Annotated in this window: 23 protein-coding genes; all 23 read right to left on the bottom strand. The window is 61.2% G+C overall.

Going from position 1 to position 15,890, the window contains the following annotated elements:
• The 23 genes from B0G75_RS14575 to B0G75_RS14475 all read right to left on the bottom strand — a co-directional run bounded on the left by B0G75_RS14575 (window position 1) and on the right by B0G75_RS14475 (window position 15,770).
• On the bottom strand, window positions 1–285 hold the full coding sequence (locus tag B0G75_RS14575) for a cupin domain-containing protein (protein WP_106306430.1): 285 nt from the start codon (window positions 283–285) through the stop codon (window positions 1–3).
• Window positions 282–833, bottom strand: a complete 552-nt coding sequence (locus tag B0G75_RS14570) for an aspartyl/asparaginyl beta-hydroxylase domain-containing protein (RefSeq protein WP_181309270.1) — start codon at window positions 831–833, stop codon at window positions 282–284. The genes B0G75_RS14575 and B0G75_RS14570 overlap by 4 nt, the downstream gene beginning before the upstream one ends.
• 8 nt (window positions 834–841) lie before the next feature.
• Window positions 842–1,243, bottom strand: coding sequence for a 3TM-type holin (locus tag B0G75_RS14565; protein ID WP_106306424.1), 402 nt, complete (start codon window positions 1,241–1,243; stop codon window positions 842–844).
• Window positions 1,243–1,725, bottom strand: coding sequence for a glycoside hydrolase family 108 protein (locus B0G75_RS14560; RefSeq protein WP_106306421.1), 483 nt, complete (start codon window positions 1,723–1,725; stop codon window positions 1,243–1,245). The genes B0G75_RS14565 and B0G75_RS14560 overlap by 1 nt, the downstream gene beginning before the upstream one ends.
• Window positions 1,722–1,934: a hypothetical protein gene (locus tag B0G75_RS14555; protein ID WP_106306418.1), complete on the bottom strand. Its 213-nt coding sequence runs from the start codon at window positions 1,932–1,934 to the stop codon at window positions 1,722–1,724. The genes B0G75_RS14560 and B0G75_RS14555 overlap by 4 nt, the downstream gene beginning before the upstream one ends.
• Before the next feature lie 9 nt (window positions 1,935–1,943).
• The gene (locus tag B0G75_RS14550) at window positions 1,944–2,135 is read right to left on the bottom strand and encodes a hypothetical protein (RefSeq protein ID WP_106306415.1); all 192 of its coding nucleotides are present in this window, start codon (window positions 2,133–2,135) and stop codon (window positions 1,944–1,946) included.
• Window positions 2,125–2,433 (bottom strand): hypothetical protein, encoded by a 309-nt coding sequence (locus tag B0G75_RS14545; protein WP_106306412.1) that lies wholly within the window; start codon window positions 2,431–2,433, stop codon window positions 2,125–2,127. The genes B0G75_RS14550 and B0G75_RS14545 overlap by 11 nt, the downstream gene beginning before the upstream one ends.
• Complete coding sequence (locus B0G75_RS14540; RefSeq protein WP_106306409.1) at window positions 2,430–2,972, bottom strand: hypothetical protein; 543 nt, start codon at window positions 2,970–2,972, stop codon at window positions 2,430–2,432. The genes B0G75_RS14545 and B0G75_RS14540 overlap by 4 nt, the downstream gene beginning before the upstream one ends.
• Window positions 2,973–2,975: 3 nt before the next feature.
• Entirely contained in the window at window positions 2,976–4,595 is a 1,620-nt protein-coding gene (locus B0G75_RS14535) for a hypothetical protein (RefSeq protein WP_106306406.1), read from the bottom strand.
• 8 nt (window positions 4,596–4,603) lie between these two features.
• Complete coding sequence (locus B0G75_RS14530) at window positions 4,604–5,308, bottom strand: hypothetical protein (protein WP_106306403.1); 705 nt, start codon at window positions 5,306–5,308, stop codon at window positions 4,604–4,606.
• A gap of 1 nt (window position 5,309) precedes the next feature.
• Window positions 5,310–5,750 (bottom strand): hypothetical protein, encoded by a 441-nt coding sequence (locus tag B0G75_RS14525; protein ID WP_146142517.1) that lies wholly within the window; start codon window positions 5,748–5,750, stop codon window positions 5,310–5,312.
• A gap of 26 nt (window positions 5,751–5,776) precedes the next feature.
• A complete protein-coding gene (locus B0G75_RS14520; protein ID WP_106306396.1) occupies window positions 5,777–6,313 on the bottom strand; it encodes a hypothetical protein in 537 nt (178 codons plus the stop codon).
• A 10-nt stretch (window positions 6,314–6,323) separates the two neighbouring features.
• The gene (locus B0G75_RS14515; RefSeq protein ID WP_106306393.1) at window positions 6,324–7,739 is read right to left on the bottom strand and encodes a N4-gp56 family major capsid protein; all 1,416 of its coding nucleotides are present in this window, start codon (window positions 7,737–7,739) and stop codon (window positions 6,324–6,326) included.
• A gap of 17 nt (window positions 7,740–7,756) precedes the next feature.
• Window positions 7,757–8,500: a hypothetical protein gene (locus B0G75_RS14510; protein WP_106306391.1), complete on the bottom strand. Its 744-nt coding sequence runs from the start codon at window positions 8,498–8,500 to the stop codon at window positions 7,757–7,759.
• An 8-nt stretch (window positions 8,501–8,508) separates the two neighbouring features.
• Window positions 8,509–9,027 (bottom strand): hypothetical protein, encoded by a 519-nt coding sequence (locus B0G75_RS14505; protein WP_146142516.1) that lies wholly within the window; start codon window positions 9,025–9,027, stop codon window positions 8,509–8,511.
• A gap of 52 nt (window positions 9,028–9,079) precedes the next feature.
• On the bottom strand, window positions 9,080–9,265 hold the full coding sequence (locus tag B0G75_RS40675) for a hypothetical protein (RefSeq protein ID WP_181309269.1): 186 nt from the start codon (window positions 9,263–9,265) through the stop codon (window positions 9,080–9,082).
• Window positions 9,265–10,545 carry a hypothetical protein gene (locus B0G75_RS40670; protein WP_181309268.1) on the bottom strand — a complete coding sequence of 427 codons (1,281 nt, stop codon included), beginning with the start codon at window positions 10,543–10,545 and terminating at the stop codon, window positions 9,265–9,267. The genes B0G75_RS40675 and B0G75_RS40670 overlap by 1 nt, the downstream gene beginning before the upstream one ends.
• Window positions 10,546–10,553: 8 nt before the next feature.
• On the bottom strand, window positions 10,554–10,802 hold the full coding sequence (locus B0G75_RS14490) for a hypothetical protein (protein ID WP_106306381.1): 249 nt from the start codon (window positions 10,800–10,802) through the stop codon (window positions 10,554–10,556).
• Window positions 10,795–11,139 carry a M48 family metalloprotease gene (locus B0G75_RS14485; RefSeq protein ID WP_106306378.1) on the bottom strand — a complete coding sequence of 115 codons (345 nt, stop codon included), beginning with the start codon at window positions 11,137–11,139 and terminating at the stop codon, window positions 10,795–10,797. Before B0G75_RS14485 ends, B0G75_RS14490 begins: the two co-directional genes overlap by 8 nt.
• A complete protein-coding gene (locus B0G75_RS14480; protein WP_106306375.1) occupies window positions 11,136–13,319 on the bottom strand; it encodes a hypothetical protein in 2,184 nt (727 codons plus the stop codon). Before B0G75_RS14480 ends, B0G75_RS14485 begins: the two co-directional genes overlap by 4 nt.
• Window positions 13,320–13,429: 110 nt before the next feature.
• Complete coding sequence (locus B0G75_RS40665) at window positions 13,430–13,603, bottom strand: hypothetical protein (RefSeq protein WP_181309267.1); 174 nt, start codon at window positions 13,601–13,603, stop codon at window positions 13,430–13,432.
• Window positions 13,603–13,764: a hypothetical protein gene (locus tag B0G75_RS40660; protein WP_181196519.1), complete on the bottom strand. Its 162-nt coding sequence runs from the start codon at window positions 13,762–13,764 to the stop codon at window positions 13,603–13,605. Before B0G75_RS40660 ends, B0G75_RS40665 begins: the two co-directional genes overlap by 1 nt.
• A 2-nt stretch (window positions 13,765–13,766) precedes the next feature.
• Window positions 13,767–15,770 carry a hypothetical protein gene (locus tag B0G75_RS14475; RefSeq protein ID WP_106306372.1) on the bottom strand — a complete coding sequence of 668 codons (2,004 nt, stop codon included), beginning with the start codon at window positions 15,768–15,770 and terminating at the stop codon, window positions 13,767–13,769.
• Between the last annotated feature and the right edge of the window lie 120 nt (window positions 15,771–15,890).

The following is a 15,890-nucleotide window of genomic DNA, read 5'->3' as shown; positions in this document are numbered from 1 at the left end:
TTACCCCTTCATCAATGTTTCGGCATCGGCCACGCTTTCTGCGTGGATACACAGCCAGGTCAGGTCCGTCAGAGCCTGGATACGATGAGCGCGGCCCGCCTTCACTTCGAGCATGCACGGCCCGTCGAGCACGCTCAATTCACCGTCCACTTCGAGCAGCGCGCGACCTAGCGCGAGGTAGCTCAGATGGTCGTAGTCGTGAACGTGCTTTTGCACCTCTTCGCCCGCATGCAGTGTCTGCTCGCGCGCGTACACGCCTCCGGCCGAGAAGTGGTGTTTGATCATTTCTCGCACCGGATCGAGACAATCAGCGTGATGCGATCGTCATCGCCTTCGTTGACGACCTCATGCTCTTTCGTGTTGTCGAAATACCAGACGTCACCAGGAGCCATTGAAACCACCTCGTTCTCGACGCGGTTCCAGCATCTCGGATTCGACTGCAGCGGCACGTACAGCTTCGTGTTGAAGTGCCGGACATGCCAGCTATCGTCCGCATGCGGAAGCACACGCTTGCCGGCGGGAATCTTCGTGATCAGCACACCGCCCAGACGCGTGCCTTCCACGCGAGCCATGAGGCCGAACACGATCGGCCGCAATTGCGGCAATGCATACCATTCCGGATAGAAGATCGCGTCATGCGGATCATTGAAGCCGGTGAAGTCGCCCGCGGCCTTGTACGGCTTGACATCGTTGTACCGAAGCCAGATGTCCGACACATCAGCGTGCGGGTTGCCGTCGCCCTCCGTACGCACGGTGTGGCGATTCCATAGACCAGGCTGGCGGGCAATGGCGAGCAACGTCGGCGCTGTGTCGATACCGCCAGCGATTTTCACTAGATTCCTCATGCTGCTCCCTTGATCCGTTCGGCGACGTGCAGGCCGCCCAGTCCGAGCATTCCGAGCGTGAGCGTCGAAAGCTCGCTCAGGTCCATCGGCGGCAGGTTGAGCGGATGGCCCATGATCTGGGCAACGGCGTTCGTTAGCGGCTGCAGCACAAAATTCCACGCGTAGCCGGACACGCACACCCAACCCATACCGCCGCGCCAGTGCTGCAGCGGATCGGTGCTCTGCGCTTCGGACTGGTTGATCTGCATCTGTCCGGTGATCTGCGCGAGCTCGCCCGTCTGCTGCAATTGCAGGAGCTGAAGTTTCGCGGCCGCAGCCTGAGTAGGGTCTGGCCAGATCCGGTCGATAACGTCGCCGACCACGTTAGTGACAGCGGTAATAGGGTCGAGCGCAGCCATCACGCAGCTCCTTTCAGAAGGTTGTTCGCGATCCGGTTGGCCCAGCCATGACCGAACGCTGGCCACGTGGACAGATCACCGAGGTATCGCAGGCGGTAGGCAAGGAAGCGCATCACGATCTGGCGAGGGTCAACCGCATTCACTGCTGCGATCGTCACGGGCCCGATGTTGCCGTCGACCTTCACACCTGCGGCCGTCTGAAGCCAGGTTACGGGCCTTCCGCCGTTGTATGCGGCGTCGAAAACCTCAAACGCAACGCGCGGATCGAACTGGTCGCAGTAGTACGGATTCCAATAGACCATCTTCGCGATCTGTTTCGCCGTGCTTTGTGGGAGCATGCGCATCTCGCCGGCGTACCCGTTCGCACGCGCCACGCGGGCAGTAATCCCCCACATGGTCTGGCCGCCCGGATCGGCGGGATTATCCGAATAGCCACCTTCATTGCCCATGAGAGCAACGAAGGCGTCGTCGAACGAGCTCACAGCTTTCCGACCGCCGTCAGAATCTCGGTCACCTTGTCGGCGGTAGCCTTCGCCGCGTCTTCGATGATCGACGTCACTGTGCTTTCGATCGACGAGAGCGACTGCGCCTTGCCGTGCAGATCGACAAGCGCCGCCAGCTTCTCGGGGATCGACCGCGCGTCGGCGACGATCGCGTTAAATTCCGTTTCGATTCCAGTCCAGATGCTCATGACCTTCTCCTAGAATATTTTCTTGAATCCGCCGCCGGCGCCATACGCCGCCGTCGCAATCAGCGCATACAGGACGACCTTCCATACGAGCGCGAGCACGCCGCGGCCAACATTCAATTGAAAACGCTGTGTAATGCCGACCTCGATCTGTGCGGCGATAGCCTTCACATCGGCCTCTGTCAAAGTGCGGTTATCGTCCATTTGTTTCCCCGTCTGGCAAAGATTTGGTCTCGGTGCGGTCCACCTGTCGCTGTGCCGACCGGACCGCGCTATTCAGAATGTCCTGGCGGGACACGATCTCGTTACGCGTCGATTCGACTGCAGCCTGCACGCCTCGCGTATGACGTGCCGTTTCAATCAGCAGAATCGGAAGCCATGCGATCGAGCAGCCGAATTCGTCGACGGGCAGACCGGTGTTCGGGTTCGTGCCCAGCAGATGAGTCCAGAACGTGCAGCCCGATTCGATACAGGGCTTTTTGATGAGCGGGCACTTTTTCATGATTTTTGTGCGATGACCATGACCACGTAGTTGTATTGCGTGGTGAGCTGATGCGAGTGTGGCTGGTTGCCGCCAGTCCCCCCATCAGTGGTTATATTGAATGGAGAAGAACTGGTCGCAGTGGTAAAAAACCCCGGATTCCCGGAGCTGTTGTATTGCCCGCTCGCACCCGGAAGGACGTGCGTATGTGGTGGAATCTCCGATGCTGTGAGCGTGTGACCACCCGTCGAGACACTCCCGGTAAGAAGAGCGCCGAAGTTTTGCTGGCCACTCTGCACGGCGCCACCGGAGGAAGAAATAATGACTGCGTGGTTGCCGATCGTCGTGTCGCTCACCCAGCCGGTCGGCGCCGCTGCCTGGTGAAACGCCATCCGGGTGCCCGATGGCGCCGGGAGCGTGCCCGGCGCTACATAGGATCCGGCCGGCTGCGCGTTCGCATTGACAGCATTAATGATGAAATTCAGGTTCGTCATCACCTGGGATGCATCGGCTGTGTTTCCGTTCGCCAACGTGACTGGTAGAGCTCCGATGATCGACATGTTTTACCCCTGATTCGTATATCCGGTGTCCGCATACCGCGCGTAGAAGGTGCCGATCTGGACGCCCTCTGCGGATGTGACCGCTACGTCGATCGCCATCTTCTGGAACACGAGAGCGGACGTCCACGGGATGCTGTACACGTGAGGAATGCTGAAGCTCGACGCCCAACTCGCCGCGCCCCAGAGAAAACTGCCCCAAAGAGAGCCAACAGGCGGCGTTTGTACGAAGGTCGAGCCCAGCGTGTTGTTCTGGTCGTCGTACGCTGTGATGTTGTACGTCGTGGAGAGTCCGGACGAGGACAGCTCGATCGTCGATTCCACAACCTGAACTTCCGCCATGTGGTTCGTCTTCGGAAACGTGGAAGAGCGCAGATGACTGGTGAGATTCGTGCCAGCGTCATTGAACGTGCTGTTCGAATTCGGAATGGTCGAACTGACGAACAGAGCCGCTCCTGACGCGGCGCCAGAAATGACAAACTGATTGCCGTATTGTGCGGCGCAGTCGTAGGGAAACGAATGCGGTCCGGTCCAGCGTTTGCGCCGGATGTCGTACCAGTAGTCATTCGTCTGCGCCTGTCCCCGGACCAGCGTCGGCACGCACACGCGATAGATGTTGCCCGAGAACGATGCTGAAATCCGGGACGCCTCCGTGGTGTTCTGGAACGGCACCTGGAGGTCAGCCGGAAAGTCAGTACCCGGCCGGCTCGATAGCGGTACGAGCGTGCCGAGAAAGTTCAGGATGTACGGCGCGTCCTGCCCTGCGAAGAAAACCCCGAACGGCCCCTGCACGATGCTGCGCGGCGCGATGCATCCGGTCGTCAGCGTGATGTAGTTTTCGGACAGATTGCTCGTCGCAGGGTCGCCCGTGATCTGCCAGATCTGCGACTGCTTGAACACCACCAGCGCGCCGATCACGCCGGCAGAAGTCGTCTGGATCGGCAGCCCGGACTGCGCGATTATTGGTGTCGTGTCGCCCACCGTCACGGACTGTGACGCGTTCGTGCGCGTGGTCGGCACCAGCACATCGCTGAACTGCAGCGTGTTACCGACTGCGAACCATGCACGATTGTTGAAGTTCGCCACCGACGTGGGCACGCCTGTGAGAGCGTTTGTGGCGAGGTTCGCCGACGACCACGCCGGAGCGGCCGGATTGGTGATGTCGATCACGCCGAAGAAGTTGCTTCCCGTTCCGCTGAAGCCCGGATGCGTCACGAGAATCTTTGTGCTCACGACGGCCATCGTCGGCGGTGTCCACGCGCCGCTCGTCGCCGGTGACGTCGGCGTATTCGCGGATGTCACGCCGGAAATCGTGATGAACGTGTTCGTCAGGATGTTGTACGCGAACGGCTCATCCTTGCCCGCATTGCGGCCGCTCGACACCATGCCGTACGCGACCACGCCAATGACGATGAAGACCGAGACGAATGTCGGAGTGGTGAAACTGGAGAACATGGTGGCGGCCGCGCCAACGCCCGGCCGGGAGACCACCAGCTCAGGATTAGCCTGGTCGAAAACAAGATTCGTCAGAAGCTGGCAGGCGCCCGGAAACGCCTGACTGGAATCGAATGCGTCACAGAGCCCTTTCGGCGTGAACTGTACCGGCTTGCCGTTTCGGATCGCCATGGCAGCCCCTAGTCGGTGATCTTCGTCGGCTTCAGCGTCCGGTTCGAATGGAAGCGCCGCGGATCGAGACGCACCGACTTGACGACAGCCTGCTCATCTCCTTCCATGATCAGATGCGTGCGCAGCATGGCTTCGCATTGCGCGCGCCACGACTCCTGACGGGTATCGTCCGTTTCGCCCATCAGTTCCACCGCGGTTGCCTTGATCAGATAGTTCTGATCCGGGAACCACGGAATCACCGCCGACGTCTCCGGCGCGGTGATATCCGGCTGCTTCACCATGTAGCGGTGCGTCAGCACGATCTGCCCCGACGATTGCGGATAGATATAGAGACTGCCCGCCGAGCCGGCCGCCTGCGCACTCGTCTCGTCGAGAAGAATCGTCATGTACTCGTATGGATAGTTCGCAATCGATGGGTCTTTGAATTCCTGGTCCCATTCCTCGGTCGAGATCGGGTTCAGGAAGTACGGAAGGTTGTTCTGCTGGAAGAACAGGTCGTATGTGCGCAGGTAGTTCAACGGCAACGTGAAGGGGCCGTAGTTGTTTGCCTGCACCGTCACGAATTCGGTGACCCGGTTGATCTTCAGATCACGATGCAGCCAAAGGTCCTCCAGGACCATATTCAGATAGATGCCGCCCTGCTGGATAAAGCCAGGGCATTTTGCGATCGCGCAGGCGCGCGCGACGATCTGACTGGCCTGGAGGTAGGCCATCTCATACCCCGGCGCGAGCGTCGGCGATCTTCTGGGTCGCCTTCACGAGTTCGCGTTCGATCCCATCGAGTTGGGCCGGGTAGGTCTTCAGGTTCGCCTGCTCCTGGCTCGTCAGGCTCTTCGCTCCTGCCTTGCCTGTTGCCTTCGCATTGCTGCGTTCGAGCAGATCCGCGTATGCCTTCGCGATGTCGTCCCGAGCTTTCGAGTATTGTTCGATATGCGCCTCGATAACCGGGATCTCAAGCATGCGTTGCTGGCGCTGCAGGGACTCGCGTACGAGGTCCATACGCGCATCCAGCGAATCCTTGTCCTCGCCATCGAGCAGATAACCGCTCGCCGACAGTTGTGCCTGATTCGGAGCAGGAAGCGTGATCGAGAAATTGCCGATCACAGTTGCGGGTACAGCCGTAACTTCCGGAGAGGCCGACGTTTTTTCCGACATGGTTTGTCCTGAGAGTTGATGAGAGATTACTGCCTGGCCCACGACGGCACGGACCCAGCACCAAGCACCTTGTTCTGCGCCTTCCGGTATGGATTGAAGGCGTGCCCGTTGATGTCGTTTTCGTGAACCCACGTGCGCGCAACCATTTCCTTGATCGTGCGCAGCGTGTCCGTATCGAACTTGTACGTCTCGCCGTGCAGGTACGGTTTGCCATTGATGCGCAGATCCGTTCCACCACACGGCGCGAGATCTACCCGGTACCACCACAGCTCTTTGCCGTCTTCGGACTTGCCGGCAAACCGCTCAACGACCGAGGTCGTAAGCAGCGACGACTGGGCCTGAGCGGAAAGACGGGCTGACTCTTCCTCTGCCACGTCCTTCGCCGCACTCAGCTTTTCGTTGTCCGCTTCGAGCGCCTTGATGCGCTCACGGAGCGCCTCGATCGATTCCTCGGGAGCCGCTCCGGTTCCCTGAGACGCCGCTTGAGACGAATCCATAACATCGGCCTCTGTCATTTCCGGAGCCGGTGTCTTGTTCGGCTCCTGCGTATTGCGTGCGCCCATCAGCTACTCCTTACGGGGTCGTGATCGTGCCGCCCTGATAGCCCGGCGAGAATGCAGAGCTGCATTCGACGCGAGCCAGGAAGGCCGTGTTGAGAAGGATCGAGCCGTAGAAGACCTTCCACGACACGACGCGCGTCTGATTCAACGGGTCCGACTTGTCGGCACCGGTCAGGTAGTGGAACTCGGGGTTTTCGAGCAGCACCTGGCCGTAGCTGTGGTTGCCGATGAAGATCACCGGGAACACCGACACGCCGGTAGCCGGCGCGGCCGGCGGCGTCTGCGTCACGCCAACACCCGTCAGCGTGACCGTCTGGCCCGGCTGCAACTGCGTGGCCTGACCGGCGAGGACGCCCGTCACCGGGACACCGTTACCGATCGCGGTGGCAAGATTCGACGGGCTGTTGGTCGTGCCGATATACACGTTGAAGACGTAGTTCGGGAACGACGGCAGCGTGACCGCAATCGAGCCGGTGGGACCGGTCACGTTGAGCGAGGCCGACACCTGATAGATCGTCTGCTCGACGGAGGTCAGGGCGGGCGCGGCGGTGACCTGGATGAAATACGTACCGGTCGCGAGCTGTCCGCCCGACGTCGACGCCGCACCGTTGATCTGCGCGGCACCGGTCCAGTACGGCATCATGTTCGTTTCGACGAAGCGGATACCGCCGAAATCGCCAAGCTCGTTGTTATAGAGACGGTTCACGTCGCTATATGCCCAAGCCTGCTGGACCGACGAATTTTCGCGCATGTCCTGAGCCGAGAACGGACTGATCAGGGCGACATAGTGCTGCTTGACCGCGGGCGACTTCGACGGATCGCGATAGGAGCCCGCCTCGATCATCATGTCTTCGCGCTCATCGCCATTGAAGCGAGGAACGCCGTAAGCCGACATCGACGCGAACAGACGGTTTGATTCGTGCGGCGACATAACGTCGGCCGCGACCAGCGCGGCGCGGTTCGCAACGCCCCCTGCATAGTTGACCTGCGGCGCCGAGAGCAACGTGTTGAGCGTATTGCGCTCAAGCGTTTCCGGCATCTGCAGCGCAACCAGTTCGCAGGCCTGCTGGAAGAGCGGATGCTTGATGGTCAGGTTTGCGACGTCTGTGATGATCACGCGATCGCCCCATTGCTGGGCGGTGGCGCTCACCTGTTGCAGAGTCATCGACTCGCCCGGGGGCGCGACGCCTTCCTGAAGCGGCGCGTAAGGCAGCGGCAGGCGCTGGTAGCGTGACGCGGTATAGGTCGTGCCGCGGTTCGAGTCGAGCTTCAGCGGCTTGCCGAACTGGTAGGCGACGAGCTGACGCCGCGCAAGCGGTTCAACTTCTTCCTGGATGTACGCCTCGACGTCGGCCGTAAAGCTCGACGAACTGTTCGTCACACCCGGGAGCAGGAGGCCCAGCAGAAGGGCCGTGATTTTGGTCAACATGGATTTCCCCTTGCTGGTCAGATATTGAGGTTTTCCAGCCGCGCGGCGCGCTTCTGGTGTTCGGTCGATCCCCGTCCGGACTGGACATTGGAGCGAACGGCCGGCGTGCGGCCGCGCGGCACATCTGCGGCCGGCGTCTTCGCCTTGGCTTTCGGCTTGAGCTTGCCGTCGGCAATGTCCTTGCCGAGCATGTGGTAGTAGATCGCCTCGCGCGAAGCGTTGCGACCGTGCCGGCGCTCTTCGGCGAGTGCAGCTTCCACCCTGTCGCGATAGCGCGCGCGGTGCGGATCGGCGGCGACCTTCGATTCGAACGTCGTCCGGTCATTCAGATCCTGGGCCTGGAACAGCGCCGCATTGGCCGCGCGTTGGCTATCACGTAGCACGCGATTCGAATTGATCTGCCAGCGCTCGGTTTCGCTCAGGTCCGCAGCGCGGAGGCGCTCTTCCTCGCGCTGGAATTCGACATCGACCGGCGCCGTCGGAGCACCAGTGCCGCGCATGCGCTCTTCGGCGATACGACGTGCTTCTGCCATGGACGCTTCGATTCCCGCGAGGCGGTCATCGGTGGTGCGCTTCGGCGCGGCGCGCGGTGTGGGTTCGACGAAATCGAAGTCGATGTCTTCGTCATCGGTTTGGCTTCCCGCCGGGTCGACCGGGTCGACCGGATCATCTGCCGGGTCGACCGGATCAACAGGGTCTGCTGCCGGATCATCAACACCAGGAAGCAGAAGACCAAGAAGCAATTTCAGGAGCTTGCTCATGTTGACCTTTACGATTGGGTTCCGGTGCCGACCGACTGAATCGTCGCGGTCGTCGCGCTGGTGATGGTGATGATGAAATCGCGCCACGTGTTTTGCGCCATCGACATGGTGCCGCCCAGTGTCCAGCCGGTGTTCGTCGTCGCGGTCCACGCAAAAGCACCAGACGAACTGTTGATGACGCGTAGCTGGAAGCTGAGTCCGACCGAGTTGCTCTGGACAACGCTCGGCAATGCGGCGATCAGGTTTGCGACCGTCGGGAGCTGCATGTTCGCAGCGCCTGCGAGCGCACCTGTGAGATTGAGGAAGTTCTGTGCGGCACCGGAGATCTGCTGGGGCGCGGCGGTGAAACCGGCGGTGTTGGTCGCTGCGTTGTACCCGGTTTCCTGGAATGGATTCATTCCGAGGATCGCATTCACTAGCCCGACCTGGTCGGGCAATGCTCCGTTGTCGGGAACGTTCGGCGTATTGCCCGCGCCGATTTCCGGGAAGAGAAAGCCAATCAGTTTGGCCAGAATCGTTTTGCGCACGGTGATCTCCTGATCAGGGTTGCGCAAACGGTACGTTTATTTCCCGGACTGCTCAAACAGTCGATGACGGCTGTGGCGGTTCGCCAAATGTTCCGTTCGAATAGGTCGACCCGATTCCCGCATATACACCATCCGGAATCTGCACGACGGTCTGTCCGTTCGGCGGTTGCCAGTCGGAGTGACCATCCCACACGATCACGTTGACGACTACACCATTCTCGACGAGTGCGTAGTTCATCACGAGAACTCATAGACGATTATCAGTCCGGCAGTTCCACTGCCCCCGCCCAACGCCGACGATGAAATGTTGTTGGCTGCGCCACCGCCGCCCGCACCAAAACCGGAAGCATTGGTGGCTGCGCCACTTGATGCCTGGCCGCCACCGCCAAAAATGCTACTTGCACCACCACCACTTACACCGCCGCCGGTGTTATAGACGCTTATCCCGAACGTGCTAGGGCTGCCTCTTGAAAGGAAAATCGACGTGACGCTCGTGGTAGCGATTGCGCCACCGGCAGCTGTACCGGCCAGGGCCTGTGCGTTCGTCAATGTCTGTGCAGTGCCAGCCGGACCACCGGCGCCGCCTGGACATACGAGCCATGTCCCGATGCTGGTCTGGCCACCCGCCGAGCCAGCATTGGCACCAGCAGCACCGCCACCGCCGGCGGCCCCGATCGTCACCGTTTGCGATGAAAGCGACGTCGCCCGCGCGCGGCCAAATGCGCCCGATCCGCCGCCACCGCTGACAGCAACCTGCGTTGACGATGTCGCGCCGACGCCACCACCACCGCCGCCACCACCTACGCATTCAATGACGGCCGAGCTTGCGCCTGCGGTGGGCGTGTACGTTCCGCTGGAAGTGAATACCTGGACGTTGAGAAGGCGGCCGGTTCCTGCCGCAGTCTGAACGAAAGCGGTTGTTGCAATCTGCGTGGTGTTCGTGCCGACCGTCGCAGTGGGCGCAGTCGGAGTACCGGCGAGTGCCGGGCTGCTCGCGAAGACCAGTGAGCCGCTTCCGGTCTCATCCGGGATGATGCCAGCGAGTTGAGCCGAGGTCGTCGACGCAAACTGTGCGAGCGTTCCGCTTGTCAGCGCGAATGTGGTGCCGCACGAGAGCCCGGACGCGCTCGTGTACTGCAGGGCGCTGTTCGCAGTGCTGCAAGACGGCACGCTGAACGCGGCTACGTTTGCGGTTGCACCCGTGAAGTTGCCGAGCATGGTATTCGCGCCGGCCTTGGCCAGATTCGCGTAGGTGATGCCGTTCGTCAGACTCTGGAACGCGTATGCGCCTGCACCTGTGCGCGTGAGAAAGCCGGTACCGGAAAATCCGCTGACGTTGTCGAGCGCCGTTCCGCCGGCGGCGGCAGCGTTCGTGCCGCCCGACGAAACCGCTAGGGGATGATTCGTCAGTGTCGCGGTGCCCTGCACCGTGAGGTTGTTGTATGTCGGACTTGGATAGCTCTGCCCGAATGCGCTGGCGGCAAAGAGAACCAGGAGCGCCGCGATAAACCGTTTCATGTTCACCTCTACGATTGAGCCAGTGTGCCGCCGTTGTTCCAAAGCACGCCGGCAGTCGCCGGCAGTGCGGTTGGCAAGCTGTTGAACCAAGCGAGCATCGCCGCGGCGAATACGGGGCCGCCGCCGTTCGCCAGTGTGTTGAGCGCGACGTTGAGCTGATTCGCCATGTTGATGAAACCGGCGTTGATCTGCTCCGGCGGTACATCGGTTCCGGCGGCGATCACCTGCGGCGGGATGATGCGGAATGCGTCAGCCATCGAGTGCCTCCAGACGTTGCCGTGCATTCGGATAGATCGGGCTCGACGTTTGCGGAAACCGCAGCAGGAAGCGACGCAGACCAACACCGTGGCCAAGCGCGACCGCGTGCGCATCGGCGGCGAATTCCTGCCGACGGCATTGCTCGAATACCCACGTCGGGCGGAACAGGATCTGAAGCGAGAGCACCCACCATAGACGGCGCAGCGGGTCGCCATTGCGCAGGTGCCCCTGTTCGTGAGCGAGCACGGCGGATTTCTCTTCATCGGTCAGGCGCGTGAAGAATGCTCCGGTCTGGATGGTGCCCCACGGCGTGCAGCGGGCAACGTAGCGTTTCATCTCGGCCCCGCGTCAGGAGAGGCAAGCTGATCCGGATGAATCATGCCGGGCGGTCCCTGCGGCCGTGGCTGACCCGGTTGAGCACCCGGGCGCGGCGTACCGGCAACGCCAGGTGCCGCGCCGCCGGGCACACCGGGCTGACCTTGCGGCTTCGGCTGCTGCGCCTGAAGTTTGGCCTGCATGGCCTGCTGGTGCTGCTGCACGTGAGCCCGGAAAAGACCGGCCGGATCGCCAGTCAACTGCGCCGCATGCAGGTGTGAGGCGATATGCCGACGGTCATCATCGGCCTGATGGATTTCAGCGGCCAGGCCGTTATGCATCATCAGGTTCTCGTCATCAGGCTCGACGTGAAACAGGTTGCGTTCGTCGATCAGGATCCGCGGCGCAACTTCAGGGCCGAAAATCTGCTCCGTGCCGAATTCAAGGATCGGGCCGATATTCAGACGCCGGCCGTCGAGCTGCTGCGGCGGGATGCCGCGCAAGACGTTCATCCACGCGATCATCTGCTGCATGCGCTGCAGGTTCTGCTGGTAGGACGTACCGCACCAGCGGAAGAAATAGCGCTCACCGAAGGCCTGCGGCGGAATGACCTGCAGGTTCGTGCGCGCGCCGACCTCGCCGAGTACTTCGACGGTCAACTCCTCCGTGCGGAACTGACGGTCGAGCTCGAACATCCATTCGAGAAGCGGATTGAGCATGACTTCCTCATACCGCTTCGCGTTGTCGATGATGTTCGATTCCTGAGCCTGCGCCTGGGCGGCCATCTGTGCCTGATTCTTCCGGCCTTGCGGCGCCTTGCCGAGCATGGCGTCGTTGACGTCCATCGACTCGTTGATCTGCCCTTTCAGGTTCTCGCAGAGCGGAATCGCATCCTTGTAGATCGCCGGGAAATTCGCGAACTTCGTCTTGTTCGGATCGGTCAGCCAGACGGCCGCGAGGCCCACCACCATCGATTGATAGTTCGGGTTCGAGAGCGGGTCGACCATCGTGATCGGCAGCAGACTGTATTGCGCCGAATCCTGGCCCATATTCCAGAAGTCATTCAGGTTCCACTGAAGGAACTTGACGGGTTCGATCTTGGAGATGCCGAAGAATGATCCGGTGATGCGCTCGATCGGGGCTGAGAGGATCGGGCGTTTTCCAGACCAAAATGGATTGCGGATAATGCCAAGAATTTCGTCCTGACCTGCGAAATAGACGTAGCAGGGTTCCCGACCATTTCCGAGGTCGAGGTTGGTGTGCGTTTCATAGATCAGCGCGTACTTGAACGTGCCTTCAGTGCGAATACCGGCGTCACCGGTGCGGCGCTTGGGCGGAACGTACTTCTCCCGGCCGCCGTCAGGCTTGGCCAGATTGTCGACCAGATCCTTCGCCGAGTGCCCGAGAAAAATGCCCTCGTCGATAAACTGCTGAACCGCTTCCCTGTCGAGTCGCAACCGGATCGTTGTCGCGGTGGCTTTCTCAATGCTGTTGCAGGTCGGTGGCAGGACGGCGAGATCCTCAGTCGCGAAGGGAACGATATCCGGACCCTCGATCGTCACATCCTTCGTTTCGGTTTCCCATGACCAGTCGTCGTCGTCCGCCGCGACATCCTGAACCTCAAGACCGAGCTCGCTGTTTTCAAGGATCGGCGGCTTCCTGATGAGTTCGCGCACACGGCGTTGAGTCTTCGACCAGTCGATGTACAGATTCCACTGCCCGGTCACGTCGCCCGCGATCAGGTCGGCGCGCACTGCATCTTTCACATCCGCCGAGCGGATGTAATGCTCGAGCAGGCTGATCTGCGAGAACGGGATATTGCCGTCAGGGCCAGTGGCGCCCACGTGCTTGTGATTGACGGGGAACAGTTGCGCGAGCGTGCGCTTCATGCGTGCATTGACCGCGTTACGGACCGCGGGAATGTAGCACTGGGAATTTCCGGAGTACTGGGCGTTTTCGTCAGGTTGGGCGTTGTAGATCGCCCAGTATTCCTGGCAGCGGTCCATCTGCTCCTGCTTGTTCTCGTAGCACTTCGCGATCTTCGGGTAAAGCTTCGCCGCCTCGATGTACGCTTCCGAATCAGGCTTGTCGGCCCAGTTCTCTACCTCTTCACCTGTTTTCTCAGCGTCAAGAGCCCGCGAATCGAGTGTCTCGACTGCGGGCTTGTCGTCTTTCTTTGGAGCGGTCTTTTTGCGGGCCATTTAGCGCTTGCACTGCTTGAGCACGGCGCGCCAGAGCGAGGGAACGTTCCAGAGAGACGGACGCCCAGCGTGCTGACGCAGCGCGACGATCAGAATGTCGATGTGGTCCATCAGCCGATCACCTTGCCGCGAAGCCGGCGCTCGACCGAAGTCCCGGTGTTCCGGTCTTTCGGCACACGCTTCGGCCGATCATCGACATTCGACTTGTACGGCGACTTGCCGAAGAACTCGTTGACGTCGCGCGACACCGAGCGCGTGCCCTGATATTCGCGGCGCTTTTTCATCACAGCCCCTTGCGGCCCATCTTCTCGCGCATCGGGCCGCCCTTCAGGCGCTCACCCACCTTCTCGGGCTTGCCGTAGGCGCCGCCCTGCTGCTTCGATTGATAGAAGTCCGTCGGCTTCTGCGTGGGGGCCTTCGGGGTAATCTTGCGGTCGATTGCCATGTTCATCTCCGTGGCAGGGTTGTGACGTACGAGGCGCCTTGCGGATTGACGGCCATATGGATGCCTTCCGGCAAGGCCGTATCCCGTTGCGAACTGAGCGCCTGGACCGCAGATTCCAGCCCTTCGATCAGCGTTCGGTGCGGCCCGGTCTCGGGGACATTACCTTTATTTCCCGCGCGATCGATTGGAAAGTTGTATCCACCAGCGAGCGCATTGAGCGTGTGCTTCGCGCTTTCCTGATCAACCTGGAAGAGGCGCCGCGCCTTTGCCTCCGTGCGGATCAAAGGCGACAGCGCGCCGCGCGCGACGTTCAGATACTCGCCGCGCATCGGGTACAGGTTGACCGCGCGCAGCGCCGCGACGACCGGCATGCGGTCGGCCTGATCCATCACGTCGGCCGGCACCCATGCGGTGAGGCGCGCGCGCGGGAACATTGCCCGCACCAGTTGCACGATGTCGTTCACCGCCTCTTTGGGCGGTACCGGCGAGATCCAGTCCGCCACCACCACCATGCGCTGCCCTTCGATGCAGATGAGCGCGGCCGTCGTATCGGCGCCGTTCGAGTTGAACGCGAGGGCCATGGGATGCTGCTGCGACGGCTCGTAGTAAGACACGATGTTCCACTGGCCGAAGTCTTCGTACACGGGGACCCCCGAGAAAACGCGCTGGAAATACGCGAGCGCGTTCAGGATGTCGCGCTTGCCGGAGGGGAAGTTCTGGATTTCGGCGACGAGCTGGGCGTGCGCGCCGCGGCCGCCGACGAGCACGATGTCGCCGGCGAGCAGGAACGGCTGAATCCCCATGATGAACTGCGTCTTGTCGCGATCCTGCGGCGCACTCAATGGCTTGAGCGCAAGCGTCACGCCGCGGCGTAGCATTTCGGCGCGCATCGGCTGCAGAAGCCACTCGTCGAGAGAATTCTTTTCGATAGCCACGGCCGCGTCGCCGAAGCGCGACGATGTCGCGAATGCATCCTCGATGACCTCGTCAGGCTTCCAGAAAGCGCCGATCGATGAGTGAACCAGAATCTTTGTCCCTAGCCGGCTCACCACCACACGCCCCGACCGGTCGCTCTTCTTCACATTCGTCGTGCGGGCCGGATCCGTGATGACCACCTTCGGCAACCACGGTGCCGGATCAACCGCGCATTCCGCGATCTGCTCGGTCTCGAACGGCTTGTCCTGCGTGCCGATCGCCAGCAGCATGTATTCCTGCATGAAGCCGCGAAGCTGACCTGCGCGCTCCATCTCGTCGCGCTTCTTGCGCACCCACTCCATCGGATAGCGATCGGGCCACAGCGCCACGGTCGATGGATCATCGATGTCGCCGTTGCAGACCGGAAAGCGCCGCGTCGTCCAGTCCGGGTTTTCGCGCAGCCTCGTCACGAGACAATCCTCGGCAAGCGGCGTCTGCGTGAAACGGATTTTTCCCTTCACCTTGTCCATTGCCGGCATCAACTCGAGATAGAGCTTGTTCATCGACGCCGCCACCGCCGCTGCGTCCTTCACGCGCTCCTTGTTCTCGATGTCGTCGAGGTACGCGCGGTCCGGCCGCAGGTCGTGCCACTTGAAGCCGCGAAGCTCCTCTTCCCACCCGTGCGCCTCGAGCAGCACGCCGTTCGGCAATTCGATCTGATGCTCGTTCCACTTCCGCCCGTCCTGCCTGAGTCTGCCGAAAAGGCTCTGCAACTTCATGTTGCGCAGCGCCTCGTGCTTGATCGCTTCAAGACGCTGGCAGGCCTTCGTGTAGGTCTCGCCGATAATCAGGCAGTATCCAAAATTGCCGAAGGCCGCTTCGAGCAGCAGAAACTCCTCCGACAGCGTCGACTTGCCGCCCTCCCGGAATGCCTCGATCAGAACGAACTCATCCTCCGCACGCCACAGGTCCATAACCTCGACGTGAAATGCGGGCGACGCCTGCGGATGACGATGCGGAAACATCATCGCTGACGCGAGTGCCCGATCCTCGGAAATCGCCTTGAGCAAGGCGGCGTTGCTGAGAGCCATGCAAATCCTCCGTTGCGAAGGATCATCGGTGTTTTTCCTGTGCGCAGATTGGACAGGTGCTCCCCGAATTCTGTGCACCCCGTCCGGCGGGGCCCCGGGCGGTCCCAGAGTTGCGAATCA

Source organism: Paraburkholderia sp. BL18I3N2 (assembly GCF_003001875.1).
Lineage (GTDB): Bacteria > Pseudomonadota > Gammaproteobacteria > Burkholderiales > Burkholderiaceae > Paraburkholderia > Paraburkholderia phytofirmans.
The sequence above is the reverse complement of the archived record's forward strand: the minus strand, read 5'-3'. Positions and strand labels throughout refer to the sequence as shown.